The following is a 24,240-nucleotide window of genomic DNA, read 5'->3' as shown; positions in this document are numbered from 1 at the left end:
CCGACCCTCCGTGCCCCCTGCCTCCCCGATGGACAACGCCCTGAGCGCCCCCGCCGCCACCGCGCCGATGATGGTTTCGCCGGCCGAAGCCGCGCCGAATTTCGTGCAGCGCCTGAACGGCCTGCCGTTGCGCAGCAAGCTGACCATGGGCGCCGGCCTGCTGGCCCTGGCCGGCGCCGTGCTGGCCATCACGCTGTGGTCCAGCCAGGGCGACTACCGCCCGCTGTTCTCGGGCCTGGCCGACAAGGACGGCGGCGCCATCATCGGCCAGCTCTCGGCCATGCAGGTGCCCTACAAGCACGAAGGCGGCGGCACCATCCTCGTGCCGGCCAACCAGGTCTACGAGCTGCGCATGAAGCTCGCGGCCATGGGCCTGCCCAAGGGTGGCAACGGCAATGCCGCCGGCTTCGAGCTGATGGACAAGTCCTCCATCGGCCAGACCCAGTTCGCCGAGCGCTTGAACTTCCAGCGCGCCCTCGAGGGCGAACTGACCCGCACCATCACCGCCATGTCCGACGTGGCCGACGCCCGCGTGCACCTGGCCATCCCGCAGCAGAACGGCTTTTTCCGCGAACAGCAGAAGCCGAGCGCCTCCGTGATGCTGACGCTGCGCGGTGGCCGCACCCTGGACCGCAGCCAGATCGCCGGCATCGTCCACCTGGTCTCCTCCAGCGTGCCGGAACTCTCGCCCAAGGCCGTCAGCGTGCTCGACCAGACCGGCGCCCTGATCTCCCAGGCGCCGTCCGACGGCGCCACCGGGCTGGACGGCCAGCAGCTGCAGTACAAGCAGCAGGTCGAGGCCGGCTACAACAAGCGCATCTTCGAGCTGCTGGAGCCCGTCGTCGGCCGCGACAACCTGCGCTCGACGGTGACGGCAGACGTGGACTTCTCCCAGACCGAGGCGACGGCCGAGGAATACCGCCCCAACCAGGGCCCCAACGCCCAGGCCGCCGTGCGCTCCAGCCAGAGCAACGAGCAGACCAACAGCAACCCCGCCCTGCCCACGGGGGTGCCCGGCGCCGCCAGCAACCAGCCGCCCGTGCCGGCCACGGCGCCGGTCAACGGCGCGAGCGCCCCGCTGCAGCCTGCCCAGGGCGGCGCCGGCAATGCCAGCAGCCGCCGCGAACAGGTCACCAACTACGAGCTGGACAAGACCGTGCGCGTGACCCGCGGCGCGGTCGGCAGCGTCAAGCGGCTGAACGCCGCCGTCGTCGTCAACCAGCGCCAGGTGACCGACGCCAAGGGCAAGACCACCAGCCAGCCGGTGTCGGCGGAGGAGATCACCCGCCTGACCGACCTCGTCAAGGAGGCCCTGGGCTTCAGCGCCGAGCGCGGCGACTCAGTCAAGGTCATCAGCGCCCCCTTCGTCGTCGACAAGAACGAGCCGGCCGACCTGCCGCTGTGGAAGCAGCCCTGGCTCATCGACGTCGCCCGCAGCGCCATCGTGCCGCTGGCCTTCGTGGCCATAGCCCTGATCGCCGTCTTCGGCATGATCCGCCCGGCCATCAAGGCCGCCGCGCCCGCCAAGCCCGAGGAGCCCAAGGAATCGGTGAGCGAGGTCGTGGACGACGCCGAGCTGCTGCCCACCGCCGACGGCATGCCGCGCCTGGAAGCCCCGGTGCACAGCGAGAAATTGGACCGTGCCCGCGCCCTGGCCCGCGACAATCCGGTGGCGGTTGCGAATATCGTGCGCGACTGGATGGCCGGCGAGACGGCCAGCTGAACATGAAGCCCCTCGTCCAAGGAGTACCTTGGCCGGTCCCCCGAGGGGACGGCGATGCTTGCCGGGTTGACCGGCAAGCACATCGCCATGGCGGGCCGGCTTGGGAGCGGCCCGGCGCTCGTCCCGCAAGGCATGGGACTACGCTTCGGGTGTTTGAGGTTTGACCATGGACGACAAAGGCATCGAGAACGCCGCAATCCTGTTGATGTCGCTGGGCGAGGAAGAAGCCAGCGAGGTCTTCAAGCATCTGTCGCCCAAGGAAGTGCAGGCGCTGGGCGAGACCATCGCCAAGCTCAAGGTCATCAAGCGCGCCCAGGTCGAGCAGGTGCTCGACAAGTTCGACAACATCGCCGACACCCACCACACCCTGGTCACCGACACCGACGAGTACGTGCGCGCCGTGCTGCGCAAGGCCCTCGGCGAGGACAAGGCCAACCTGCTGCTCGACCGCATCCTGCAGGGCAGCGACGTCTCGTCCATCGAGAGCCTGAAGTGGATGGACGCCGCCAGCGTGGCCGAGCTGCTGCGCAACGAGCACCCGCAGATCATCGCGGCCATCCTCGCCCACCTCGACTTCGACCAGACCAGCCAGGTGCTCAAGCTCTTCCCCGAGCGCGGGCGCAACGAGGTGCTGATCCGCATCGCCACGCTGGACGGCATCCAGCCCACGGCGCTGAAAGACCTCAACGAGGTCATGAGCCAGATCCTGGCCGGCGGCGAGCGCATGAAGAAGAGCTCGCTGGGCGGCGCCAAGACGGCGGCGGAGATCATCAACATGATGGGCTCCAGCGTCGAGGCCTCGGTGCTGGACTACATCCGCGAGGCCGATGCCGACCTGGCGCAGAAGATCATGGACAACATGTTCACCTTCGACGACGTGAACAAGATCGACGACAAGGGTGTCCAGGCCATGCTCAAGGAAGTGCAGAGCGAAAGCCTCGTGGTGGCCCTCAAGGGCGCCAGCGTCGAACTGCGCGAGAAGATCTTCCGCAACATGTCCACCCGTGCGGCCGAGACCCTGCGCGAGGACCTGGAGTCGCGCGGTCCGGTGCGGCTGTCCGAGGTCGAGGCCGAGCAGAAGGAAATGCTCAAGATCGTGCGACGCCTCGTCGACGAGGGCCAGATCGTCCTGGCCGGCGGCGGCGACGATCAGTTCGTGTAGAACGGCGGTTAAGGAAATGCAACCACAGAGGCACAGAGCCACAGAGAAGCAGCCCAAAGTCATGGTTTTGGATTTCTCCGTGCCTCTGTGTCTCTGTGGTTGCGTTTGAATCGCCATGGCAACCAGACCACCGCCCCGGCAAGTCCCCCCGCCCGAGCGCCGCGAAGGCGAGCGGCGGGGCAGTTATGCCCGCTTCATCCCCGGTGAAGAACTCCAGGGCGCGCGCGCCTGGAACCTCGACAACCTCGGCGGCGCCGCACCCGCCGGCCCTTTCGCGCCCATGCGTCCGGGCGGGCCGCCCGCGCCGCCACCGGCCGCGGCGGCGGCACCGGTGCAGCCGCCCCCTCCGCCGGAGCCCGACCTCCAGGAGCTGCTGCATGCCGCGCGGCAAAGCGGTTACCAGGACGGCTACCGCGACGGCATGGCCGCGCTCGATGCGTTCAAGCACAGCTTTGCCCAGCAGATCAGCGCCCAGGTCGGGCAGCTGGTGAAGAACTTCGATACCGAACTGCAGGCCCTCGAGGGCGAGATGGCCCAGTCCGTCGCCCGCATCGCCGTCGAGTTGGCCCGCCAGGTGGTGCGCAGCGAGCTCGAGCAGCGCCCGGAGCTGGTCGCCCGCGTGGCCCACGATGCCGTCGAGGCCCTGCAGCTGTCGGCCCGCCACGTGCGCGTGCGCGTGCATCCCGACGACTACCCGCTGGTGCAGGAGGGCGCCGGCAGCGAACTCAAGGCCCGCGAGGCCCAGCTCATTCCCGATGCGGAGGTGGCGCGCGGCGGCGTCAAGGTCGATGCCGACATCGCCAGCGTCGATGCGACCATCGCCGCGCGCTGGCAGCAGGCGGTCTCGGCCATCGGCCAGCAGTCGATCTGGGAAGACCGCCGCGAGGTGGACGAGTGAAATCCAAAAACAAGGCCACAGAGGCACGGAGACTCAGAGGCAGCACCATCCGGCTCTCTCTGTGCCTCTGTGCCTCTGTGGCTGTGTCTGAATTCGGCGGAGTGGCGCCGTGACCCAGCGCACCACCCGCTGGCAGCGTTACCTCGCCGACCTGGAAACGCTGGCCAGCAATCCCGCGCCGCTGGAGTCCCAGGGCAAGCTCGTGCGCGTGGCCGGCCTGGTGCTGGAGGCCACCGGCATCAAGGTGCCGCTGGGCTCCGTCTGCCGTATCCAGATGCCGAGCACCGGCAACGCGCCGCGTCGCGGCATGGCGCCTGTCAACGCCGAGGTCGTCGGCTTCTCCGGCGACCGCGCCTACCTCATGCCCACCGACGAGGTGCAAGGACTGTCCAGCGGCGCCACCGTCGTGCCCCGCCACCTGCCACCGCTGGCCCCGCAGCTGGGGGCGCCGCTGCATCCCTGGCGCCGCGGCGAGGACCGCGGCCTGCACCTGCCCATGGGCGACGGGCTGCTCGGCCGCGTCGTCGACCCCCACGGCCACCCCATCGACCGCCGCGGCGAGCTGACCCGCATCCACAACGAGCCCATGGTGCGCCGCCCCATCAACGCGATGGACCGCGACCCCGTGCGCACGCCGCTGGACACCGGCGTTCGGGCCATCAACGCCCTGCTCACCGTCGGGCGCGGCCAGCGCCTGGGGCTGTTCGCCGGCACCGGCGTCGGCAAGTCGGTACTGCTCGGCATGATGGCCCGCTACACCCAGGCCGACGTCATCGTGGTCGGCCTGATCGGCGAGCGCGGCCGCGAGGTCAAGGAGTTCATCGAGGACATCCTCGGCGAGGAGGGCCTGCGTCGCAGCGTCGTCGTCGCCGCGCCGGCCGACGCGCCGCCGCTGATGCGCATGCAGGGCGCGCACTACGCCACCGCCATCGCGGAGTACTTCCGCGACCAGGGCCGCCACGTGCTGCTGCTGATGGACAGCCTCACCCGCTACGCCATGGCCCAGCGCGAGATCGCCCTGGCCATCGGCGAACCGCCGGCCACCAAGGGCTACCCCCCGAGCTGCTTTGCCAAGCTGCCCCAGCTGGTGGAGCGCAGCGGCAACGGACTGCCGGGCGAGGGCTCGATCACGGCCTTCTACACCGTGCTGACCGAGGGGGACGACCCCCAGGACCCCATCGCCGACGCAGCCCGCGGCATCCTGGACGGCCACATCGTGCTCTCGCGCGAGCTGGCCGAGGCCGGCCACTACCCCGCCATCGACATCGAGCGCTCCATCTCACGGGTGATGACCAGTGTTGCACCCCAAAACCAGGTCGATTCCGCGCGTCGCTTCCGCCAGCTTCTGGCGAAATACAACAAGGCCCGCGACCTGATCCAGCTCGGCGCCTATGCCCCGGGCAGCGACCCCGAGCTGGACCTGGCCGTGCGCCTGCATGCCGACATGACGCGGCTGCTGCAGCAGGACATGCACAGCCCGGCACTTCTTCACGCCAGCGTCAGCCAATTGCAGGCCGTGGTCCAGGGCGCCTAAACCCGAGGCCGGCGCCCGCCGATATCGATTGAGCGCGTGGCCGTGGGCCATGTGCCGCGCTGGAGTTTTATTCGATGAGTGCATCCGCCACCGACACCCTGGTCCTGCTGCTCGAGCGGGCCGAGAGCGAACGCGACGCCGCGGCACGCGCCCTGCATGCCGCCAGCGCCCAGGCCGAGGCGGCCCGCAGCCAGCACGGCCAGCTGGCCGGCTACCGGCAGGAATACCAGCAGCGCTGGACGCAGCAGTTCACGCGCGCGGCCACCATGGACATCGTGGCCTGCTACCAGAGCTTCGGCCAGCGGCTGGACCAGGCCGTCGACACCCAGGGCCACGTCGCCAGCCATGCCGACCAGCGCCAGGTGCGCGCCCGCGACGCCCTGCGCCAGGCCGAGCTGCGCGTCGCCGCCCTGCGCCAGCTGATCGCCCGCCGCCAGGCCGAGGCCGCCAAGGTGGCCCAGCGCCGCGAGCAGCGCGCCGCCGACGAATTCGCCGCCCGCGCCCACCTGCGCCGCACCGCCCACGCCTAAGCCATGCTCGCCAGTTCCCAGACCATCGCCCCCAAGCCGGCCGCCCTGCCCCCGGCCGCGCCACCCACGCCGACGGCCAATGCCGCCAACGCCCCCGCCGGACCGAGCTTCGCCCAATTCCTGACCCGCCAGGCCACGCCGGCGCCGGCCGAAGCCGCGCCGCATGACGCGGAGCCGGCCAGCCCCGCCGACACCCAGGCCGCCCGCCGCGCCGCCCCGGCGCCCGCCAAGCCCAACCCGCCGGCCAAGACGCCTGCGCCGCAAGGCCAGGCCAAGCCGGCCGAGGCCAAGGCCGACGCCAGCGACGCGCCTGAGGCCACCGCCACCGCCCGCGCCGATGGCAAGGACGATGGCGAAGACGGGCCCGACACGCCGGAACTCAAGGAATTCACGCAACTGCTGGGCCTGAACCCGCAAGCCGCCCCGACGGCGCCACCCGAGGCGGGCGCCGCGGCCCATGCCGGCCACCGCGCCCATGCCAAGGCGGCCCCCGACGAGGACGAGACGACGGCCCGCGCCGGCGGCCGTGCGAACGCAGCGGTCGCCGGGACGGCGGGCAGCGCAGTCGACGGCCGGGCCGCCGCCGAAGCCGGCGAGGCTCCGCGCGCCAGGACGGCGGAACTGCAGGCCGACAAGGCCAGCGCCCGCGCCGCCACCGAGTCGCTGACCTCGGCCGCGGGCCCGGCTGCCCCGGCCCATGCGGGCGCCGACGCCGCGCCACCCAGCTTTGCCGCCGCGCTGGCCCAGGCCCTGCCGGGGTCGACCGCCACGGCGCCCGGCGCGGCCGACGCTCCGGTTGCCGCCCATGCCCACATCCAGGCCCCCCTGCACGGCAGCACCTTCGCCCCCGAGATCGGCGCCCGTGTCAGCCTGATGGCCGTGGACGGCATCCAGCAGGCCGAACTCCAGCTCAATCCGGCCGACATGGGGCCCGTGGCCGTGCAGATCGTCGTGGACGGCTCGCAGGCCCAGGTGTCCTTCCACGCCGCCCAGGCCGAGACGCGCCAGGCCCTGGAGCAGAGCCTGCCCGACCTGGCCGCCGCCCTGCAGGGCCAGGGACTGACGCTGTCGGGCGGTGGCGTCTTCCAGCAGGCGCCGCGCGACGGCGATGCCCAGGGCGAGGCCCGAGGCGGCGATGAAGCCGCCGGCAGCCGCACGGCGGGCGTCTCGCGCGCCGGCGGCGGCTCTGGCGGCGGCGCCGCGAGCGCCCCGAAGCGCAGCGTCGGCCTTCTCGACACATTTGCCTGAGCCTGAAGCGGAAATAGCCACGCCCGGCCCGACCTAATCAGGACATCCCAGGGAAGACCCGGGTCAATAATCGGAGCGAAAGCCGCCCATGGCCTGGGCGGAGACCGTTCAAGGAGTTTTCATGGCGACTGCGCCGGCTGCCGTTGATGCCGCGCCCAAGGGGGGCGGCAAGAAGAAGCTGATCATCATCCTGGCGGCGGTGCTGCTGCTGGTGCTGGTGGGCGGCGGCGCGGCCGTGATGCTGCTGAAGAAGAAGCCCGTCGACGAAGAGGCCGACGACGGCACAGAAGCCGTCGAGGCGCCGGCCAAGCCCAAGGCCCACGCCAAGAGCGACCATCCGCCCACCTTCGTGCCGCTGGACCCCTTCACCGTCAACCTCGCCGACAAGGACGTGGACCGCTTCGCCCAGGTCGGCGTGACGCTGCAGGTCGAGGACCCCAAGGTGGCCGACCAGATCAAGGCCTACATGCCGGCCATCCGCTCCAACGTGTTGATGGTGCTCTCGCACAAGACGGCGGCGGAGCTGCTCACGCGCGAGGGCAAGGAAAAGCTGGCGCGTGAAATCATGCGCGAGTCGGCGCGGCCCATGGGCATAGAGGTCGACGACGAAGAGGACGAGGCCGCCGCGGCTGCCTCCGACGCACCCAAGAAGAAAAAGAAGAAAAAGAAGGCGGCGGTCGAGAACCCGATCACCCAGGTGCTCTTCTCCAACTTCATCGTCCAGTAAGCCGGATTTGCGGCCATGAACCAGCAGATTCTTTCCCAAGACGAAGTCGATGCACTGCTCCAGGGCATCACCGGCGAGAGCCAGAAGCTCGAGGCCGAGGAGGAGCAGGTCGGCGGCATACGCGAGTACAACCTCGCCAGCCAGGAACGCATCGTCCGTGGGCGCATGCCCACGATGGAGATCATCAACGAGCGGTTCGCGCGCAACATCCGCGTGGGCCTGTTCAACTTCATCCGCAAGAGTCCCGAAGTCGCCATCGGCGGCATCAAGGTGCAGAAGTACAGCGCCTTCCTGCGCGAGATCGTCGTCCCGACCAACTTCAACATCGTCTCGGTCAAGCCGCTGCGCGGCAGCGGCCTCATCGTCTGCGACCCGACCCTGGTGTTCTCGGTCATCGACTCGCTGTTCGGCGGCATCGGCAAGTTCCACGCCCGCATCGAGGGCCGCGACTTCTCGCCCACCGAGCAACGCGTCATCACCCGCATCGTCGAGGTCATCCTCGCCGAGTACCACAAGGCCTGGAAGGGCATCTATCCGCTGGAGCTGGAGTACCAGCGCTCGGAGATGCAGCCCCAGTTCGCCAACATCGCCACGCCCAGCGAGATCGTCGTTTCGACCTCGTTCACGCTGGAGATCGGCGAGACCAGCGGCACCATCTACTTCTGCATTCCCTACTCGACGCTGGAGCCCATCCGCGACGTGCTCTACAGCACGACGCAGGGCGACTCCTCCGAGCCCGACCGCCGCTGGATCAACCTGCTGAAGACGCAGATCCAGGCCGCCGAGGTCGAACTCGTCGCCGAGCTGGGCACCGCACCGGCCACGGTGGAGCAGTTGCTCGCCTTCAAGCCGGGCGACTTCATCGAGCTGGACCTGGAGCCCCTGCTGCAGGCCAAGGTGGACGGCGTGCCCGTCTTCGACTGCCACTACGGCACCTCCAACGGCAAGTACGCCCTCAAGATCGACAAGATGCTGACCGGCTCGCAAGAGAGCTGGCTGGGAGCCCGACATGAGCCCTGATTCCCCGAGCCAAGAAGAACAGGACGCGATGGCGGCCGAATGGGCCGCGGCACTCGCCGAGGCCTCCGCCGCGCCCGCGGCCAGCACCGCCGTGGCCGAGGAGGTGGCGCCCGAGCAGGTGTCCACGCCCAGCTTCGCCAACTTCACGCCCACGACGGCGGGCGGCCCGGCGGGCGACATCAACATGATCCTGGACATCCCCGTCCAGCTGACCGTCGAGCTCGGCCGCACCCGCATCCCGATCAAGAACATCCTGCAGCTGGCGCAAGGCTCCGTCGTCGAGCTGGACGCCCTGGCCGGCGAACCCATGGACGTGCTGGTCAACGGCTACCTCATCGCCCAGGGCGAGGTGGTGGTGGTGAACGACAAGTTCGGCATCCGGCTGACCGACATCGTCACGCCTTCCGAACGCATGCGCCGCTTGTCCAAATCTGCATGACGCCGGAATCAAAGGCAACCCGGAGACACGGAGGAGTTCAGAGGAACTCGTTCTCTGTGCCTCCGTGCCTCTGTGGTTGCATTTCTTGTCGCTCTGAATAGAGGCTGCATTGCCTGCCACTTAGGGGGTTCGGCGGCTCAAGTCCGTCCGCAGAATGCCGAGGCATGAACGCCACCGGCCTGCTTCCGTTTCTCTGGTTCCTCGGCATCGTCGCGCTGATCCCCGTCGCGCTGTGGCTGCTCAAGCGCACGCCCATGGGCGGCGCGGCGGCGGCCGGCGTATTGCGCGTCGTGGCCCAGCTGCCCACGGCCCCCAACCAACGCCTGCTGGTCGTCGAGGTCGGCCAGGGCGACGACCGCCGCTGGCTGGTGCTGGGCGCCACGGCGCAAAACATCAGCACTCTGCACGTCATGCCGCCCCAGGCCGAGCCGGTCGCGCCGGCCAGCTTCTCGAGCTTCCTGAAGAAGGAGCGCCAGGATGTTTGAGCCCCTCGCCCACCCTCGCATAGCTGAACGCGAGCGAGTCCGGTCGGTCTTGCAGACCGCGCAGCCGACAGAGCGGCTGCTCTTCGGCGGGCGCGGCAAGTCCTCAGGACTTGCCGTGTCCGGCCTCAGCCCCCAAGGGGACGGCGATGCTTGCGGCGTCGAGCCGCAAGCACATCGCCCGCGGGCCGGCTTGGGGCGGCCCGGCGCTCGGCCCGCGGTGAAGACCACGGTCACGCTCGCGCTGCTGGCCGCCGCCGGCACCGCCTTCGCACAGCAGGGCCAGACCCCGCCAGCCACACTGCCGCTGCTCGTCGGCCAGGGCGCCGGCGGCAGCTACTCGGTGCCCATCCAGACGCTGCTGTTCTTCACGGCCCTGGGCTTCCTGCCTGCGGTGCTGTTGATGATGACGGCCTTCACGCGCATCGCCATCGTGCTCAGCCTGATGCGCCAGGCCCTGGGCACCCAGGCGGCGCCGCCCAACCAGGTCATCGTCGGCCTGAGCCTGTTCCTGACCTTCTTCGTCATGAGCCCGACGCTGGACAAGGTCTACGCCGAGGCCTGGCAGCCCTACAGCGCCGGGCAGATCCAGTTCGACGAGGCCCTGAAGCGCGCCGAGGTGCCGATGCGGGCCTTCATGCTCAAGCAGACGCGCCAGGCCGACGTGGCCCTCTTCTCGCGCCTGGCCAAGCTCGACCCGAGCGTCAAGGCCGAGGACGTGCCCTTCAAGGTGCTGGTGCCTTCCTTCGTGACCAGCGAGCTGAAAAGCGCCTTCCAGATCGCCTTCCTCATCTTCATCCCCTTCCTGGTCATCGACATGATCGTGGCCAGCGTGCTGATGAGCCTGGGGATGATGATGCTGTCGCCGGTGCTCGTCGCCCTGCCCTTCAAGCTGATGCTGTTCGTGCTGGCAGACGGCTGGAATCTCCTGCTGGGCTCGCTCGCAGCCAGCTTCGTGACCTGAACGACCCGACCGCCATGGACGCCCAACAAGTCTTCACCTTCGGCCAGCAAGGCCTGTACATGCTCATGCTGGTGGCCGCGCCGGTGCTCATCGTCGTGCTGCTCGTCGGCGTGGTGATCAGCGTCATCCAGGCAGCGACGCAGATCAACGAGGCGACGCTGTCCTTCGTGCCCAAGGTCGTTGCGGCCGTGCTGACGCTGGCCGTCGCGGGGCCGTGGATGATGACGACGCTGGTGGAGTACATCCAGCGGACGTTGCAGACGATTCCTTCGGTGGTGGGTTGAGTTTTGCCCGAACTTGCTTGAGGTTGCTCTTGCGAAGAGCCTTTGCGACTCGCTGCACCGCCGCGGGAATCCGCCCCGGCTCGGTGCACCGAGTCACAAAGGCTCCATGCAAAAGCGACCCGTTTGGAGCCTGAACGGGATGTTCACCGTCACCGAACCCCAACTCCTCGCCTGGCTGAACCCACTTCTGTGGCCCTTCATCCGCACGCTGGCCCTCTTCGCCGGCATGCCCACCTTCAGCCAGCGCAACGTGCCGCTGCGCCTGCGCGTCGGCCTGTCGCTCTTCATCGCCGTCGCGGCCCAGCCCTCGCTGCCCGAGATTCCCGCCACGCCGCTGGACTCCTTCCCCGCCCTCACCCTGCTCATCGCCCAGCAGCTGCTGATCGGCCTGGCCATGGGCTTCGCGGTGCGCATCGTGTTCGCGGCCCTCGAGTTCGCCGGCGAACTGATCGGCCTGCAGATGGGCCTGAACTTCGCCGGCTTCTTCGACCCCGGCACCGGCGCCCAGGGCACCGCCAGCGCGCGCTTCTTCGGCAGCATGGTGGCCTTCCTCTTCATCGCCATCAACGGCCACCTGCTGCTCATCAACGCCTTGGTGCAGAGCTTCCACGCCTTCCCGGTGGGCGCCGAGCCCTTCGCCTTCCTGCGCGCGGCCAGGCCGCAGGAATGGGGGGCGGAGATCTTCAGCATCGGGTTGTGGATCGCCCTGCCCCTCATCACCATGCTGATGTTCGTCAACCTGGTGCTCGGCGTGATCTCGCGCGTCGCCCCCCAGATCGGCGTCTTCTCGGTCGGCTTCCCGCTGACCGTCAGCGTCGGCCTGATCGGCATGGTGGCCACGCTGCCGCTGATGCAGACGCCCTTCACCGTGGCGCTGGAGCGGCTGCTGGCGGCGTTCAGCTGATCGAGCGCTTGAGTCTCGGCTAAAGGCGGCTTCACAGCGATCTCGGTGTGTCGGCCACGGCTGCCGGGCTCACGGTGTCGCGCGCATCGCGGTCACTGCCGCGCGATGCCGGTGACAGTGTCAACGACCGGCTTCAGCGGGCAGCCGTCGCTCGCGTCACACATGCCGCCAGGGGCCATGCGAATGGCCGCTGTTCGTCGTCGCGGATCTCCGGGTCCGACCCCATCAGCGACATTCGCCTCACCGGCTGAGCGCCGAGAACCTGACTCTCGCTCTGCACGGCGGGACTGTACGTAAAAGGAGTTCGCTGGGGATGCAGGGCTGTTTGCCTTGACGGGTCAAATGTCATAACATGCTGACATTTGGAAGGCGGCCGCGCAGGAGTCACCCTATGTCCAAGCAGATTACAACCATCCCAGCACGCCAATTCGCCCGTGATCTGGCTGGTGCCAAGCGGGCGGCAGACATGGGCCCGGTACTGATCACCGATCGCGGCCATCCTGCCTACGCGTTGCTGCGCATCGACGACTTCTATGAGCTCGGCGGGAGCCGCCAGCCAAGTCGCAGCCTCCTGGAGCTCATGGATGGACTCCCAGACACGACGGGCATGGACTTCGAACCTCCCCGCCTGATCGACCAGCCGTCGGCAGCCGATCTGGACTGAGCATGTTCTTGCTCGACACCAACGTCGTCTCCGAACTGCGTTCCGGCAAGAAGCAGCCCTCGGCGGCGGTGCGCAGTTGGGCTGCGCGCTTTCCAGCTGAGCAGTTCTATCTGTCGGCAGTCGTACTGCTCGAGTTGTGGCTGGGCTATGAACTCAAGGCTCGCAGCGATGCGCCCCAGGCGGCCAGTCTCAAGATTTGGATCGAAGGGCTCGAGGCCGCGTATGACGGTCGAACACTACCCTTCACGGCGCGCGGGGCCCGACTGTGTGCGCCTCTGCACGTCCCCAATCCGCGCGCTTGGCGCAACTCCGTGATCGCAGCCACTGCACTCGAGCATGGGATGACGCTCGTTACCCGCAACGTGCGCGACTTTGCCGGAACCGGCGTGCGGCTTATCGATCCATTCGTTTAACGCCGTACGCAACGAACATAGGACGTCGACGCCGTAAGACAGCTTACGGCGAGTGCCGCCCCCCTTCGTGCGCAGCATCGCTCCCCCGAACCTGACATCAACGAGCGGTAGGTAGTGGCCGGCAGCGCGAGCTCGGGTGAATATTCACAAGGCAGCCGTTCGGCCAGCACGGTTGCTGCGCCGGGTGTCCGCTGACAGCATAGTCCATGGGCTCACGCTGCCGGCCAGGTGCAGACATTCATATTTGCGATTGGAAAGGGTGATTCATGCGCCTGATTATTCCGTTGCTTGCCACGTGCATGGCTCTATTTCATGTGCATGCGCATGCAGATTGGCGTTCTTTCGTCTGGAAATATGACAGAGTGACTCCCGAGCGCCCGAAGGAGCGCGTTGCACTGGCATTGCCTGCGGAATTTGATGGGCACCCGTGCACTGTGCAATTGGACACTGGCATGAACGGAGAATTTCAATGGCATAGCGATGCGAGTGGAGACTCGACACAGATAAATTTTGAAGTAGCGGGAGTAGTTAAAAAATACGCTGTCGACAAGCGACATCTGGAACAAATCCAAAAAGGCGATTGCGAGACAATCGCCTCGGTAGGTAATGCCTTCTTTGAAAATGGAAGTCTTGTTCTCGATCTGCGCAATTCTCGATACAAATTCGATCGGGGCGCAGTCCTGGCCTCATCGCCAAAGGCTCAGCCGCTTATCTATGCTCAATGGTATGAGGTTGGTGGCCACCTCTTGGTAGAAGTGAGAGTGCCATCGGGGGAAATTAAATACGCAATGCTGGATACGGGAGCAGCAAGCTTCGGATTAAGTCCACTGACAGCGAGCGCGTGGGCAGATCTAGTGGAGCGGCCGCCTGTTGCTGGTCCTGGCATTGTCGAGTACAAAGTCAACAGCTGGGGCAAGCAGGTTAGCTGCTTTGAGACAGATAGGCCTGGCCCCTTGAACATCGGCTTGCAGTATGAAGTGAAGACCTTTCGTGTTTCTTATTGCGAGCACCCCGACTTCAATATCAAGCAAAAAATCGCTGGTTTACTTGGCTTACGCGACTTGATGGGAAGCGTTATAACGCTCGATTATCGATCGAGGCGTTGGGCGGTCGATGATTGGAGTAACAATTGAATGCTCGCCCGCCGAGCCACGACAGTTGAGGGTTGAATCGATTGCTCCGTAAGCGGGTGTTTTGGGCGGCGGCATCCTGGCGTTGAAATCTAAAGCTCGAATGTCGCCTCAGGGTCGGAAGTACCAGTTCACCCGAGCCGCGGCCGGTCATTCGCAGCCCGACGGCCGGCACCGGCCGGCGAGTATCTGGTCTCAAGGCTCAAGCGGTCGCAGCCGGCGGCCTGATTCGAATGACTGGTGACGGCTGCAGCTGACGTTCCGGTGGGCACGGGCAAATGACTCTGACCAGCCTGAAACCGACCTACACCAACCCGAAGCCACCGTTCCCTCAAGCGACGACGGATGGTCGATCGCTCGAAGAGTCAGCCGCCTCAAGCCTCCCGCAGCGCCGTCGTCACTGGCAGCGACGCCGCCCGCACCGCCGGGAACAGTCCGCCGACAAAGCCGATGGCCAGGGCCCACTTGATGCCCTCCCACAGCAGGCCCGGCGACACCGCGAGGTTGAAGCTCAGCTTGCCGACGGAGCCCATGGCCATGGTCGAGGCCTCGAAGCCGTTGAACACCAGCCAGGCAATGGCGCCGCCGATGGCCCCGCCGATCAGGGCCAGCAACATGGTCTCCAGCATCACCGCGACGACGACCGGCAGGCCGCGGAAGCCGATGGCGCGCAGCGTGGCGATCTCGCGGGCCCGCGTCGCCACCGCCGCGAACATCGTGTTCAGTGCACCGAAGACCGCGCCCACGGCCATGATGGCACCCACGGTGATGCCGATGACGCGCAGGATCTTGGTCATCTGCTCGCTCTGCTTGGCGAAGAACTCCAGCGTGGTGCTGGCCTTGACCTTGAGCTGCGGGTTGGCCTCCAGGGCCTCGCTGAAGGCCTTGATGGCGGCGGCGTTCTCCAGCTTCACCGTGGCTGAGTTGCGGCCCGCGCCGCGCCGGTAGGTGTCGTTGACGACATTGGCGTCGGCCCAGAGCTCGGACTCCATCGCGTCGCCCGAGGCGAAGATGCCGACGATGGTCCAGGGCTGGTTGCCGAGTTTGAGCGTGCCGCCCACCTGCAGGCCCGAGAACTGCCGCACCGCGCCCTTGCCGACGACGATCTCGCGCAACCCCGGCTGGAAGGTCCGGCCCTCGATGATCTTGACGTTGGGCCGCACAGTGAAGGCCGCCTCGCTGACGCCGCGCAGCTGCGCGCTGCCCTCGTCGCCGGTGGTGCTGCCGCGCACGGGCAGGTTGGCCGCCACCACGGTCTCCGCCGAGATGATGGGTTCGCCCTTGGCATTGCGGGCCACGCCCGGTGCCTGTTCGATCTGGACCAGGTCCTCGCGGCTGAGCGAGGACGACACCTCGTTGGCCGAGGCGCCGCGCATGACGATGGCGGTGTCGAGGCTGCCGGAGTTGCGCAGGGTCTGGGCATAGCCCTCGGCCATGGCGAGCAGGGCCACGAGCACGCCCACCACACCGGCGATGCCCACGACGATGACCGCGGACGAGCCCAGCCGCTGCGTGAGCGTGCTGATGCCGACCGCGGCGACCGAGCGGGTCTGGGCGCCGCTGCGGAACAGGAACATCCACAGCGCCAGCAGGACCGCCGCGACGAGGGCGCCCTGCCAGGGCAGCATCACCCAGACGGCCAGGGCCAGCAGGGTCAGCAGCACGAGGCCGAAGTTCTTCAGGAATCGCATGGTCAGGCCCTCCCGGCGAGTGCATCGGTGATGTTCACGCGCATGGCGCGCAGCGCCGGGAAGGCGCCCACGGCCAGCCCGAAGAAGAGGGCCAGGCCGACGCCGATCGCCCAGCTGGCCAGGCCCGCGGCCGGCAGGTTCAGCGTGCCGCCGCTGCCCGCGCTGACGGCCGGCCCGATGACGCTGGCCAGCACCAGTCCGATGACGCCGCCGATGAGCAGCAACAGCACCGACTCGGCCAGCACCATGCCGAGGACGCTGCCGCCTGAAAAGCCCAGCGTCTTGAGCACGGCGATCTCGCCGGTGCGCTCGCGCACGGCCTGCATCATGGTGTTGCCGGCCAGCAGCAGCAGCGTAAAGAAGACCGCGCCCATGATGGAGGTGACGATGAGGTTGATGTCGGCCACCTGCTTCATCCAGCTGGACATCGCGGCCTGCTCGGTCATGGTGCGGGTCTCGTGGTCGGAGTTGGCCGAGATGGCATCGATGGCCTTGAGCACGCGGTCGGCCTGGTTGACGTCCTTGACACGCGTCACGTACCAGCCCACCTGGCCCTGGTTCCAGGGGGTGGTGTCGTCGAAGTACTTCCAGTTGAGCAGGAACATCTGGTCGTACCAGGCGCCGGACTTCTTGTCGGCGACGTGGATGACGCCGACGATCTGGAAGGGCCAGTTCTGGCTGCCGTTACGGTCGGGGAAGATGGTGGACTGCATGGGCACCTGGTCCCCGACCTTCCAGCCGAACTTGCGCGCCAGGCCTTCGCCGACGAGCGCGCCGTTCTTGGTCTCGGCAAAGGCCTTGCGGTGCTCGGCCGAGACTTCCATCTCCGGGTAGACGTCGAGGTAGTTGGGCGCCACGGCGAAGCTGAAGACCTGGTTCTCGGGCTTCTGGTAAGCCCCGCCGAACCAGTTGGCGAAGGTGACCTCCTTGACGCCGTCGATCTGCGAGATGCGCGCGCCCAGCGACATGGGCAGCAGCTGGATGAAGGACAGTTTGGAGCCCGTCTGCAGGCGTTGGGCGCCGTTGGCCGTCTTGCCGGCCTGGTCGAAGCCGACGCGCACCGCGTCCAGCAGCCCGAAGAGCAGGAAGGCCGTGATGATGGAGACCAGGGTCAGGATGGTCCGCAGCTTGCGCCTGAACAGCGCCGCCCAGACGAGGTGGAGGTATTTCATGCCAGTCTCCGCAGAGCCGCCTCGAGGAGGCTGGGCGCCCCCTTGAGGGGCGGCAGATGAAGTTTGCGTGGGGGCCGCATGTGGACCTCGCTCAGGCGGCGGCCAGGTCGGCTTCGGTCACCAGGGTGCCCTTGTCGAGGTGCAGCGTGTGGCTGGCGCGGGCCGCGGCACGCGGGTCGTGCGTGACCATGACGATGGTCTTGCCGTGCTCGCGGTTGAGGGCCTGCAGCAGCGTCAGCACATCCTCGGCCGACTGGCGGTCCAGGTCGCCGGTGGGCTCGTCGCAGACGAGCAGGGTCGGGTCGGACACGATGGCCCGGGCGATGGAGACACGCTGCTGCTGGCCGCCCGACAGCTCGGTGGGCTTGTGGGAGGCGCGGTCGGCCAGGCCGACGAGCTGCAGCGCGATGGCCGCGCGCTTCCTGCGTTCGCCCGCCGACAGCTTGGTCAGCAGCAGCGGCAGCTCGACATTCTTCTGCGCCGACAGCGTGGGCATGAGGTTGTAGAACTGGAAGACGAAGCCGACGCGCGAGGCCCGCCACTTGGCCAAGGCCGCGCCCGACAGCTGGTCGATGCGCTCGCCGCCCACGGTGATGGAGCCGCCGCTGGGTGCGTCCAGCCCGCCCATGAGGTTGAGCAGCGTCGTCTTGCCGGAGCCGGAGGGGCCCATCAGCGCGAGGAAGTCGCCTTGTTGCACGTCGAGGTTGATGCTGTGCAGCACCTCGACCTTCTGCTTGCCGCGGGTGTAGACCTTGGACAGGTCGCGGACCTGGATCAGTGCGCTCATGCTCACTCCTTGGTGGCGATGGTGGAACCTTGCTTCAGCTCGGCGGGGGGCGAGACGACGACGGTCTCGCCGGCCTTCAAGCCGGACGTGGCCAGCTTGAACTTGCCCACGTCGGCCCCGAGCTGGACGGTGCGCTGTTCGGCGCGCCCGTCCTGGACGACGAAGACGACCTGCGCGCCGTCCCGCTGGACCAGGGCGTCAGGCGGCAGCAGCACGCCCGGCACCGGCTTGGCCTCGGCCTTGGGCCGGGCGGCCAGGAAGCTGACGCGCACGCCCATGTCGGGCACGACGCGCTCGTCCTTCTGGTCCAGGGCCACGCGGACCTTGACGGTCGCCTTGCCGCGGTCGGCGCTCGGGATGACGGCGACGACCCGGGCGGGGATCTTCCAGTCGGGGTAGGCGTCGAGCACGGCCTCGCAGGGCATGTCGGGCCTGACCTGGGCGATGTAGGCCTCGTTGACGTCGACGTTCACCTCGAGCGAATCCATGTCAACGATGGTGCCCACGCCGGTCCGGGTGAAGCCGCCGCCAGCCGACAGCGGCGAGATGATCTCGCCCACCTGGGCGGCACGGGCCGTGACGACGCCGTCGAACGGCGCCCTGACGGTGGCGTAGTCGAAGTTGACCTGGGCCTGGCGCACCTGGGCCTGGGCCGCCTCGACCTGGCGCTGCGCCGCCTCCAGCTGGGCGGTGTAGGCCTTCACGGCGGTGGCGGTCTGCTCCTGGGTCTGGCGTGTCGTCATGCCGCTGGCGGCCAGCTCGGCCTGGCGGCGGGCGTCGGCCTCGGCCTGGGCGAGCTGGGCGCGCAACTGGCCGGTGTTGGCCTGGGCCGTGCGGACCTGGGCTTCGGCAGCCGCCAGTGCCGCCTTCAGGCCGGTGTCGTCGAGCCGGGCGAGGACCTGGCCCTTGTGGACCTTGAAGCCTTCGTCGATGAGGACCTGGGTCAGCGTGCCGGTGATCTGGGCCGAGACGGTGGCCATGCGGCGCGCCGTCACATAACCCGTCGCCTGCAGGACAGCGTCGGCGCTGGCGCCCTGGCCGTTGGCGCGCACGGTGGCCGTCTGCACGGGCACGGGCTTGTGGCCGGCCAGGAACCACCAGGCGGCGCCGCCGGCCAGGGCCAGCACCACCGCGCCGGCGACGGCGCCCCAAACCCACTTCGGCGGCCCGCCGCCACGCTCCTCGCGCTGCGCGCCGTCGATGCGCAGCTCCTTCAGCAATCCGGTATCGATGGCCTGCTCCTCGTGAAATCCGTCACAGATGGGAACCGCGCGCATTGTGCACAGACAGCGCTGCCCGGCGACCCCGAATTTCGACGAACGGCCGGCCAGGCTGCCGAATCGACGGCAGCGGACGATGAACGGCGGCCGGGCGTCCTTGCCCGGCGCCGGCGCGGCTCAGCTTTCGACCAGGCCGTTGCGGATGGCGTAGACCGTCAGCTCGGAGTTGTTGGTCAAGCCGAGCTTCTCCAGCACACGGGCGCGGTAGACGCTGACGGTCTTGGGGCTGAGCATCAGCTCTTCGGCGATGTCGGACAGGCGCTTGCCGGAGGCGATCATCACCAGGGTCTGGAGCTCGCGGTCGGAGAGCTTGTGGTGGGCCTGCTCGGTGACCGGCGCGGTGAGGCTCTCGACCAGCATCTGCGCGATCTCGGGCGTCACGTACTTGCGGCCCTGGGCGACGGTGCGCACGGCCTGCACCAGGGTCGCCGGATCGCCCCCCTTGTTGACGTAGCCGTAGGCGCCCGCGCGCAGGGCGCGGATGGCGTACTGGTCCTCGGGATACATGGACACGATGAGGGTGCGCACCGGCGTGCCCTCGTCCTTGAGCACGTGCAGCACGTCCAGGCCCGAGCGGCCGGGCATGTTGATGTCCAGCACCAGCACGTCGCAGGGGTTGTCCTTGCCGAGCTTGTGCAGCAGGCCGCGCAGCTCGGTGTAGTCGCCGGCTTCGCCGACGACCTCGATGTCCTGGGCGTCGGCCAGGGTGTCGCGGATGCCGCGGCGGATGAGGCCGTGGTCGTCGCAGAGGATGACCCGGATCACACGCGCCCCCAGATGGATTGGCCGACGTCGTCCTTGCCGAAGTCGGTCGAGTCGTCGAGGGCGTCGATGGCGTCCTGCGCCAGCGGCACCGTGAGGATGAGGCTGGTGCCAGCGCCCGGTGAGCTGCTCAGGTCGACCCAGCCGCCGACGGTCGCCGCGCGCTCGTGCAGGCCGCGGATGCCGAAGGAACGCTCCTTGGCCAGGTCGCCCGGGGCGATGCCCTTGCCGTTGTCGCGGATCTCCAGCGTCAGCACGCCGGAGTCGAGGCTGAGCTCGATGTCCACGCGGGTCGCTGCGGCATGCTTGGAGACGTTGGTCAACGCCTCCTGGGCGGTGCGGTAGGCCACCAAGGGCACCCCCGGCGGCAGGGCCAGGCGCTCTTCGCCGACCAGCAGGCCGGCCTCGATGCCGGTGCGGCGCTCGAAGCGCGCGGCCATCCACTGCAGTGCCGCCACCAGGCCCTGCTCCAGGATGGCCGGGCGCAGGTTGTGCATGATGCGCTGGCTGGCGTCGATGGCGGAATTGACCGTCTCCAGCGCCGCTGCGACGCGCTGGCGCACTTCGGGCTCGGTGGCATGGCGGTCGATCCAGGCGAGGTCGAACTTCAGGGCCGTCAGCGAGCCGCCGACGTCGTCATGGATCTCGCGGGCGATGGCCGCCCGCTCCAGCTCGACGCTGGTCTGCAGGTGACCGGCCAGTTCGTGCAGGCGCTGCTTGGACTTGACCAGCTCCTGGTCGGCGGCGCGCCGGCCGCGCTCGTTCTCGGCCGCGTCGATGGCGTGCAGCAGCGCCGGCGCCAGGCGGTTGAGGTTGTTCTTGAGCAGGTAGTCGGAGGCGCCGTTGCGCATCGCCGCCACGGCCGTGTCCTCGCCGATCTCGCCGGAGATGAGGATGAAGGGCGTCAGGAGCTGACGGGCCTTGAGGGCTTCCAGCACGTCCAGGCCGGAATAGCCCGGCAGGTTGAAATCGGAAATGATGGCGTCCCAGGGGCGGTCCAGCGCGGCAAGCACGGCGTCCCGGGCATCCAGCCTTTCCATCTCGACCTTCAGCCCGGCACGGGTCAATTGGGCCAGGATGAGCTGATGGTCCAGTTCGGAATCCTCGACGTGCAGCACGCGCAGGACGCGGGCTGCCTGATCCACACCTGAAGTCGTCATGGGCGCAGAGTATGCCCCGCCGGCCCGGCGCCACACTCAACGGGGTCAGAGCGGTAATACCGCTCGTTTGACCCATATCTCAAACTCGACGGCTGCCGAAAATCGCTTGAACATGCCATGATGCATTGGCCCTGAGGGTATCCACAGGGCTTTGAACAAGAAGCGGCATCCCCTCGCGGAGACACGATGCAGACAGACCCCTCCACCGCAGCCGAATTCGAAGGAGCCGTGGCCGCGTTGCCACTGCTGGCGGCTGCGGAGTTGCAGGATCACCTGATGACGGTGACGAACGATCTCGAGCGCCTGCAGCGGCTGCTCGACGACGCGGGCGAGGCCTTGTCGACCCACTTCTACAGCGCCTCCAACCAGGTCATGACCCTGCTGAGCGACAGCGACGGCAGTCCGGCCTCCGAAGGCCTCAAGCAGATCATGCAGGACATCGCCGGCGCCATCACCGCGCTGCAGTTCCAGGACATGGCCACCCAGCTGATCGCACACACGAGCCAGCGGTTGCGCAACTGCTCCGACCAGCTCGCGCGCGACACCTTCGGCATGGACGACGAGGACGGCGCCGCCGTCGTCGAGATCGCGCCGCTGCGTCCCAATCCCGTCACGCAGGACGAGATGGACGCCGGCTCCATCGAACTTTTCTGAACCCCCGGCCCGTTAGCACCAGGCAAACACGTTCCCTCGGAGAAAACTCAAATGCATTCAATCCTCGCTGTCGACGATTCGGCCTCGATGCGCCAGATGGTGGCCTTCACGCTCAAGAACGCCGGCTTCAACGTGGTGGAAGCAGTGGACGGGCAGGACGCCTGGGAAAAATCCGGCACGCGCGACTTCGACCTGGTGCTGACCGACCAGAACATGCCCCGCATGGACGGCATCAGCCTGACCAAGAAACTCCGCGAGAACCCCAAGTTCAAGACCACGCCCATCCTGATCCTGACCACCGAGTCCAGCGACGCGATGAAGCAGGCCGGCCGCGCCGCGGGCGCCACCGGCTGGCTGGTCAAGCCTTTCGACCCGGCCAAGCTGATCGAGGTGATCGGCAAGGTCATTCGCTGAAGCCCGCATCAGGAGAGCACCAGCCATGGGTGACATGACCTCCGAAGGCGCGAGCATCAGCGCCGGCATCGACCTCAGCCAGTTCTACCAGGTCTTCTTCGAGGAGGCCGGCGAGAACCTCGACAACATGGAGCAGCTGCTGCTCAACGTGAACGTCGACGCCGCCGACGACGAGGAGCTGAACGCCATCTTCCGCTGCGCCCACTCCATCAAGGGCGGCGCGGCGACCTTCGGCTTCAGCGACGTGGCCGAACTGACCCACCAGATGGAGACGCTGCTGGACAAGCTGCGCCGCCACGAGCTGCAGCCCAACGCCGCGATGGTGGACGTGCTGCTGCAGTCGGGCGACGCCCTGCGCGCCCAGCTGGGCCGCCACCAGGGCTCCGGCGCCGATCCTGTCGACACGACCGAGCTGCTGACCCACATCAAGGCCTTCGTCGAAGGCGGTGCCCCGCCCGCCGCGCCTGCTGCCGCGCCCGCGGCGCCCAAGGTGGCCGCCGCGCCGGCGCCGGCCGCCCAGGCACCAGCGGCAGCCGCTGCCACGCCGGCCAAGCCCGGCGCCCGGCTGCTGGAGCTGCAGGTCGGCCCCCTGCCCGACCCCGCCGTGGCCGAGAACCTGGTCGAACTGTTCAAGGAGATCACCGACCTCGGCACCATCGAGCCGCTCGACGCGGGCCAGTCGTCGGATGGCATGCGCCGCTTCAAGGTGCTCACCAGCAGTTCCGACAACGACCTGCTGGATCTCTTCACCTTCCACGTCGCCCGCGACCAGGTCAAGCTGATCCCCCTCGGCCCCGGCTTCGGCTTCTACGACGGCGCCCCCGGCGCACCGCCGGCCGAGGCTCCGTCCACCGACCCGGGCTACGGCTTCTTCGACGACGCCCCGGGCCTGCCCGCCGGTGCGGCGGCGGAAGCGGCGCCTGCGCCGGCCGCCACCGCCGAGGCCAAGCCCGCGGCTGCCATCGTGCCGGCACGCCCGGCCACGCCGGCCAAGACGGAGGCCAAGCATGCCGCCGGCGGCCTGGACCAGACCACCCTGCGCGTCTCCATCGAGAAGGTCGACCAGCTCATCAACCTCGTTGGCGAACTCGTCATCACCCAGGCCATGCTGGCCCAGAACAGCCGCGAGCTCGACCCGGCGCTCTACCAGCAGCTGACCTCGGGCCTGGCCGACCTGGAGCGCAACACGCGCGACCTGCAGGAATCGGTCATGTCGATCCGGATGATTCCGATGTCGACGGTGTTCAACCGCTTCCCGCGCATGCTGCGCGACCTGGCCGCCAAGCTGGGCAAGAAGGTGGAGCTGGTGACGCAGGGCGAGGCGACCGAGCTGGACAAGAGCCTGGTCGAGAAGATCACCGACCCGCTGACCCACCTCGTGCGCAACAGCTGCGACCACGGCATCGAGATGCCGGCCGACCGCGCCGCCCGCGGCAAGCCCGAGCAGGGCACCATCACCCTCGTCGCCTCCCACCAGGGCGGCAGCATCGTCATCGAGGTGCGCGACGACGGCCGCGGCCTGAACCGCGACAAGCTGATCAAGAAGGCCCGCGAAAAGGGCATCGACGCGCCGGACAGCATGACCGATGCCGAGGTGTGGAACCTGATCTTCGCGCCAGGCTTCTCCACCGCCGAGGTGGTGACGGACGTGTCCGGCCGCGGCGTCGGCATGGACGTGGTCAAGAAGAACATCACCTCCCTCGGCGGCACGGTCGAGATCGACTCGGCCGAAGGCTATGGCATGAAGGTCTCGGTGCGCCTGCCGCTCACGCTCGCCATCATGGATGGCATGAGCGTCGGCGTCGGCGACGAGTGCTACATCCTGCCGCTGTCGTCGGTGGTCGAGTCCTTCCAGGTGCAGGCCGACACCATCAAGACCGTCGCCGGCTCGGGCCGCGTCGTCGAGGTGCGCGACGAGTACATGCCCGTCATCGAGCTGGAGAAGGTCTTCGACGTGCCGCGCTTCGACTTCGAGCACGTCAGCTCCATCATGGTCGTCGTCGAGGCCGAAGGCGGCCGCGTCGCGCTGCTGGTCGACGAACTGCTCGGACAACAGCAGGTCGTCGTCAAGAACCTCGAAGCCAACTACCGCAAGGTCAGCGACGTCTCCGGCGCCACCATCATGGGCGACGGCCGCGTGGCCCTGATCCTGGACGTCGGCAGCCTCGTGCGCCGTTCGCGCCACTGAACCATCCCAC

At 68.1% G+C, this 24,240-nt stretch carries 25 protein-coding genes; 19 read left to right on the top strand and 6 right to left on the bottom strand.

Annotated features, from left to right (window positions below; translation table 11 throughout):
- The first annotated feature begins 28 nt into the window (after nucleotides 1-28).
- The 16 genes from fliF (at nucleotide 29) to LXT12_RS14210 (ending at nucleotide 14,125) form a co-directional block, all read left to right on the top strand.
- The gene (gene fliF, locus LXT12_RS14285) at nucleotides 29-1,723 is read left to right on the top strand and encodes a flagellar basal-body MS-ring/collar protein FliF (protein ID WP_233392853.1); all 1,695 of its coding nucleotides are present in this window, start codon (nucleotides 29-31) and stop codon (nucleotides 1,721-1,723) included.
- A 166-nt stretch (nucleotides 1,724-1,889) separates the two neighbouring features.
- A complete protein-coding gene (fliG, locus tag LXT12_RS14280) occupies nucleotides 1,890-2,885 on the top strand; it encodes a flagellar motor switch protein FliG (RefSeq protein ID WP_233392852.1) in 996 nt (331 codons plus the stop codon).
- Nucleotides 2,886-3,000: 115 nt separating this feature from the next.
- A complete protein-coding gene (locus tag LXT12_RS14275) occupies nucleotides 3,001-3,783 on the top strand; it encodes a FliH/SctL family protein (protein WP_233392851.1) in 783 nt (260 codons plus the stop codon).
- A 109-nt stretch (nucleotides 3,784-3,892) separates the two neighbouring features.
- The gene (fliI, locus tag LXT12_RS14270) at nucleotides 3,893-5,317 is read left to right on the top strand and encodes a flagellar protein export ATPase FliI (protein WP_233392850.1); all 1,425 of its coding nucleotides are present in this window, start codon (nucleotides 3,893-3,895) and stop codon (nucleotides 5,315-5,317) included.
- Between the two features lie 74 nt (nucleotides 5,318-5,391).
- On the top strand, nucleotides 5,392-5,847 hold the full coding sequence (gene fliJ / locus LXT12_RS14265; protein WP_233392849.1) for a flagellar export protein FliJ: 456 nt from the start codon (nucleotides 5,392-5,394) through the stop codon (nucleotides 5,845-5,847).
- A gap of 3 nt (nucleotides 5,848-5,850) precedes the next feature.
- Entirely contained in the window at nucleotides 5,851-7,095 is a 1,245-nt protein-coding gene (locus LXT12_RS14260) for a flagellar hook-length control protein FliK (RefSeq protein WP_233392848.1), read from the top strand.
- A gap of 121 nt (nucleotides 7,096-7,216) precedes the next feature.
- The gene (locus tag LXT12_RS14255; protein WP_233392847.1) at nucleotides 7,217-7,822 is read left to right on the top strand and encodes a flagellar basal body-associated FliL family protein; all 606 of its coding nucleotides are present in this window, start codon (nucleotides 7,217-7,219) and stop codon (nucleotides 7,820-7,822) included.
- 15 nt (nucleotides 7,823-7,837) lie between these two features.
- Nucleotides 7,838-8,842, top strand: coding sequence for a flagellar motor switch protein FliM (fliM, locus tag LXT12_RS14250; RefSeq protein WP_233392846.1), 1,005 nt, complete (start codon nucleotides 7,838-7,840; stop codon nucleotides 8,840-8,842).
- Nucleotides 8,832-9,281 carry a flagellar motor switch protein FliN gene (gene fliN / locus LXT12_RS14245; RefSeq protein WP_233392845.1) on the top strand — a complete coding sequence of 150 codons (450 nt, stop codon included), beginning with the start codon at nucleotides 8,832-8,834 and terminating at the stop codon, nucleotides 9,279-9,281. Before fliM ends, fliN begins: the two co-directional genes overlap by 11 nt.
- A gap of 164 nt (nucleotides 9,282-9,445) precedes the next feature.
- Nucleotides 9,446-9,766, top strand: a complete 321-nt coding sequence (locus LXT12_RS14240) for a FliO/MopB family protein (RefSeq protein WP_233392844.1) — start codon at nucleotides 9,446-9,448, stop codon at nucleotides 9,764-9,766.
- Nucleotides 9,767-9,983: 217 nt separating this feature from the next.
- On the top strand, nucleotides 9,984-10,727 hold the full coding sequence (fliP, locus tag LXT12_RS14235) for a flagellar type III secretion system pore protein FliP (RefSeq protein ID WP_419964777.1): 744 nt from the start codon (nucleotides 9,984-9,986) through the stop codon (nucleotides 10,725-10,727).
- Between the two features lie 14 nt (nucleotides 10,728-10,741).
- Nucleotides 10,742-11,011 carry a flagellar biosynthesis protein FliQ gene (fliQ, locus tag LXT12_RS14230; protein ID WP_233392843.1) on the top strand — a complete coding sequence of 90 codons (270 nt, stop codon included), beginning with the start codon at nucleotides 10,742-10,744 and terminating at the stop codon, nucleotides 11,009-11,011.
- A gap of 139 nt (nucleotides 11,012-11,150) precedes the next feature.
- Nucleotides 11,151-11,915 (top strand): flagellar biosynthetic protein FliR, encoded by a 765-nt coding sequence (gene fliR / locus LXT12_RS14225; RefSeq protein WP_233392984.1) that lies wholly within the window; start codon nucleotides 11,151-11,153, stop codon nucleotides 11,913-11,915.
- Nucleotides 11,916-12,306: 391 nt separating this feature from the next.
- On the top strand, nucleotides 12,307-12,579 hold the full coding sequence (locus tag LXT12_RS14220; RefSeq protein WP_233392842.1) for a type II toxin-antitoxin system Phd/YefM family antitoxin: 273 nt from the start codon (nucleotides 12,307-12,309) through the stop codon (nucleotides 12,577-12,579).
- A gap of 2 nt (nucleotides 12,580-12,581) precedes the next feature.
- A complete protein-coding gene (locus LXT12_RS14215; protein ID WP_233392841.1) occupies nucleotides 12,582-12,992 on the top strand; it encodes a type II toxin-antitoxin system VapC family toxin in 411 nt (136 codons plus the stop codon).
- Between the two features lie 266 nt (nucleotides 12,993-13,258).
- Nucleotides 13,259-14,125 (top strand): hypothetical protein, encoded by an 867-nt coding sequence (locus LXT12_RS14210; protein WP_233392840.1) that lies wholly within the window; start codon nucleotides 13,259-13,261, stop codon nucleotides 14,123-14,125.
- A gap of 371 nt (nucleotides 14,126-14,496) precedes the next feature.
- Here the strand turns inward: LXT12_RS14210 and LXT12_RS14205 are convergent, their stop codons facing one another.
- The 6 genes from LXT12_RS14205 to LXT12_RS14180 all read right to left on the bottom strand — a co-directional run bounded on the left by LXT12_RS14205 (nucleotide 14,497) and on the right by LXT12_RS14180 (nucleotide 20,974).
- The gene (locus LXT12_RS14205; RefSeq protein ID WP_233392839.1) at nucleotides 14,497-15,813 is read right to left on the bottom strand and encodes an ABC transporter permease; all 1,317 of its coding nucleotides are present in this window, start codon (nucleotides 15,811-15,813) and stop codon (nucleotides 14,497-14,499) included.
- 2 nt (nucleotides 15,814-15,815) lie between these two features.
- Nucleotides 15,816-16,985, bottom strand: coding sequence for an ABC transporter permease (locus tag LXT12_RS14200; RefSeq protein WP_233392838.1), 1,170 nt, complete (start codon nucleotides 16,983-16,985; stop codon nucleotides 15,816-15,818).
- A gap of 91 nt (nucleotides 16,986-17,076) precedes the next feature.
- Entirely contained in the window at nucleotides 17,077-17,772 is a 696-nt protein-coding gene (locus tag LXT12_RS14195; protein ID WP_233392837.1) for an ABC transporter ATP-binding protein, read from the bottom strand.
- 2 nt (nucleotides 17,773-17,774) lie between these two features.
- Nucleotides 17,775-19,049 (bottom strand): efflux RND transporter periplasmic adaptor subunit, encoded by a 1,275-nt coding sequence (locus LXT12_RS14190; protein WP_233392836.1) that lies wholly within the window; start codon nucleotides 19,047-19,049, stop codon nucleotides 17,775-17,777.
- Between the two features lie 120 nt (nucleotides 19,050-19,169).
- On the bottom strand, nucleotides 19,170-19,817 hold the full coding sequence (locus LXT12_RS14185; protein ID WP_233392835.1) for a response regulator: 648 nt from the start codon (nucleotides 19,815-19,817) through the stop codon (nucleotides 19,170-19,172).
- Nucleotides 19,814-20,974 (bottom strand): hybrid sensor histidine kinase/response regulator, encoded by a 1,161-nt coding sequence (locus tag LXT12_RS14180; protein WP_233392834.1) that lies wholly within the window; start codon nucleotides 20,972-20,974, stop codon nucleotides 19,814-19,816. The genes LXT12_RS14185 and LXT12_RS14180 overlap by 4 nt, the downstream gene beginning before the upstream one ends.
- Before the next feature lie 186 nt (nucleotides 20,975-21,160).
- On the opposite strand from LXT12_RS14180, the gene LXT12_RS14175 reads away from it, so the two are divergent.
- Genes LXT12_RS14175 through LXT12_RS14165 form a run of 3 tightly spaced genes read left to right on the top strand, consistent with a single transcriptional unit; the run spans nucleotide 21,161 to nucleotide 24,230 of the window.
- Nucleotides 21,161-21,628 (top strand): hypothetical protein, encoded by a 468-nt coding sequence (locus LXT12_RS14175; protein WP_233392833.1) that lies wholly within the window; start codon nucleotides 21,161-21,163, stop codon nucleotides 21,626-21,628.
- Between the two features lie 51 nt (nucleotides 21,629-21,679).
- On the top strand, nucleotides 21,680-22,042 hold the full coding sequence (locus tag LXT12_RS14170) for a response regulator (protein WP_056875063.1): 363 nt from the start codon (nucleotides 21,680-21,682) through the stop codon (nucleotides 22,040-22,042).
- Between the two features lie 25 nt (nucleotides 22,043-22,067).
- The gene (locus LXT12_RS14165; RefSeq protein ID WP_233392832.1) at nucleotides 22,068-24,230 is read left to right on the top strand and encodes a chemotaxis protein CheA; all 2,163 of its coding nucleotides are present in this window, start codon (nucleotides 22,068-22,070) and stop codon (nucleotides 24,228-24,230) included.
- Nucleotides 24,231-24,240 lie beyond the last annotated feature (10 nt).

The sequence above is a fragment of the Pelomonas caseinilytica genome (genome assembly GCF_021353235.1).
Classification (GTDB): domain Bacteria; phylum Pseudomonadota; class Gammaproteobacteria; order Burkholderiales; family Burkholderiaceae_C; genus Pelomonas; species Pelomonas caseinilytica.
This window is presented reverse-complemented; position numbering and strand designations above follow the sequence as displayed.

Excerpts from the sequence above, each read along its gene's own strand:
- fliF (WP_233392853.1), top strand. The coding sequence starts at position 29 with ATGGACAACGCCCTGAGCGCCCCCGCCGCCACCGCGCCGATGATGGTT.
- fliG (WP_233392852.1), top strand. The coding sequence starts at position 1,890 with ATGGACGACAAAGGCATCGAGAACGCCGCAATCCTGTTGATGTCGCTG.
- LXT12_RS14275 (WP_233392851.1), top strand. The coding sequence starts at position 3,001 with ATGGCAACCAGACCACCGCCCCGGCAAGTCCCCCCGCCCGAGCGCCGC.
- fliJ (WP_233392849.1), top strand. The coding sequence starts at position 5,392 with ATGAGTGCATCCGCCACCGACACCCTGGTCCTGCTGCTCGAGCGGGCC.
- LXT12_RS14260 (WP_233392848.1), top strand. The coding sequence starts at position 5,851 with ATGCTCGCCAGTTCCCAGACCATCGCCCCCAAGCCGGCCGCCCTGCCC.
- LXT12_RS14255 (WP_233392847.1), top strand. The coding sequence starts at position 7,217 with ATGGCGACTGCGCCGGCTGCCGTTGATGCCGCGCCCAAGGGGGGCGGC.
- fliM (WP_233392846.1), top strand. The coding sequence starts at position 7,838 with ATGAACCAGCAGATTCTTTCCCAAGACGAAGTCGATGCACTGCTCCAG.
- fliN (WP_233392845.1), top strand. The coding sequence starts at position 8,832 with ATGAGCCCTGATTCCCCGAGCCAAGAAGAACAGGACGCGATGGCGGCC.
- LXT12_RS14240 (WP_233392844.1), top strand. The coding sequence starts at position 9,446 with ATGAACGCCACCGGCCTGCTTCCGTTTCTCTGGTTCCTCGGCATCGTC.
- fliQ (WP_233392843.1), top strand. The coding sequence starts at position 10,742 with ATGGACGCCCAACAAGTCTTCACCTTCGGCCAGCAAGGCCTGTACATG.
- fliR (WP_233392984.1), top strand. The coding sequence starts at position 11,151 with ATGTTCACCGTCACCGAACCCCAACTCCTCGCCTGGCTGAACCCACTT.
- LXT12_RS14220 (WP_233392842.1), top strand. The coding sequence starts at position 12,307 with ATGTCCAAGCAGATTACAACCATCCCAGCACGCCAATTCGCCCGTGAT.
- LXT12_RS14215 (WP_233392841.1), top strand. The coding sequence starts at position 12,582 with ATGTTCTTGCTCGACACCAACGTCGTCTCCGAACTGCGTTCCGGCAAG.
- LXT12_RS14210 (WP_233392840.1), top strand. The coding sequence starts at position 13,259 with ATGCGCCTGATTATTCCGTTGCTTGCCACGTGCATGGCTCTATTTCAT.
- LXT12_RS14205 (WP_233392839.1), bottom strand. The coding sequence starts at position 15,813 with ATGCGATTCCTGAAGAACTTCGGCCTCGTGCTGCTGACCCTGCTGGCC.
- LXT12_RS14200 (WP_233392838.1), bottom strand. The coding sequence starts at position 16,985 with ATGAAATACCTCCACCTCGTCTGGGCGGCGCTGTTCAGGCGCAAGCTG.
- LXT12_RS14195 (WP_233392837.1), bottom strand. The coding sequence starts at position 17,772 with ATGAGCGCACTGATCCAGGTCCGCGACCTGTCCAAGGTCTACACCCGC.
- LXT12_RS14190 (WP_233392836.1), bottom strand. The coding sequence starts at position 19,049 with ATGCGCGCGGTTCCCATCTGTGACGGATTTCACGAGGAGCAGGCCATC.
- LXT12_RS14180 (WP_233392834.1), bottom strand. The coding sequence starts at position 20,974 with ATGACGACTTCAGGTGTGGATCAGGCAGCCCGCGTCCTGCGCGTGCTG.
- LXT12_RS14175 (WP_233392833.1), top strand. The coding sequence starts at position 21,161 with ATGCAGACAGACCCCTCCACCGCAGCCGAATTCGAAGGAGCCGTGGCC.
- LXT12_RS14170 (WP_056875063.1), top strand. The coding sequence starts at position 21,680 with ATGCATTCAATCCTCGCTGTCGACGATTCGGCCTCGATGCGCCAGATG.
- LXT12_RS14165 (WP_233392832.1), top strand. The coding sequence starts at position 22,068 with ATGGGTGACATGACCTCCGAAGGCGCGAGCATCAGCGCCGGCATCGAC.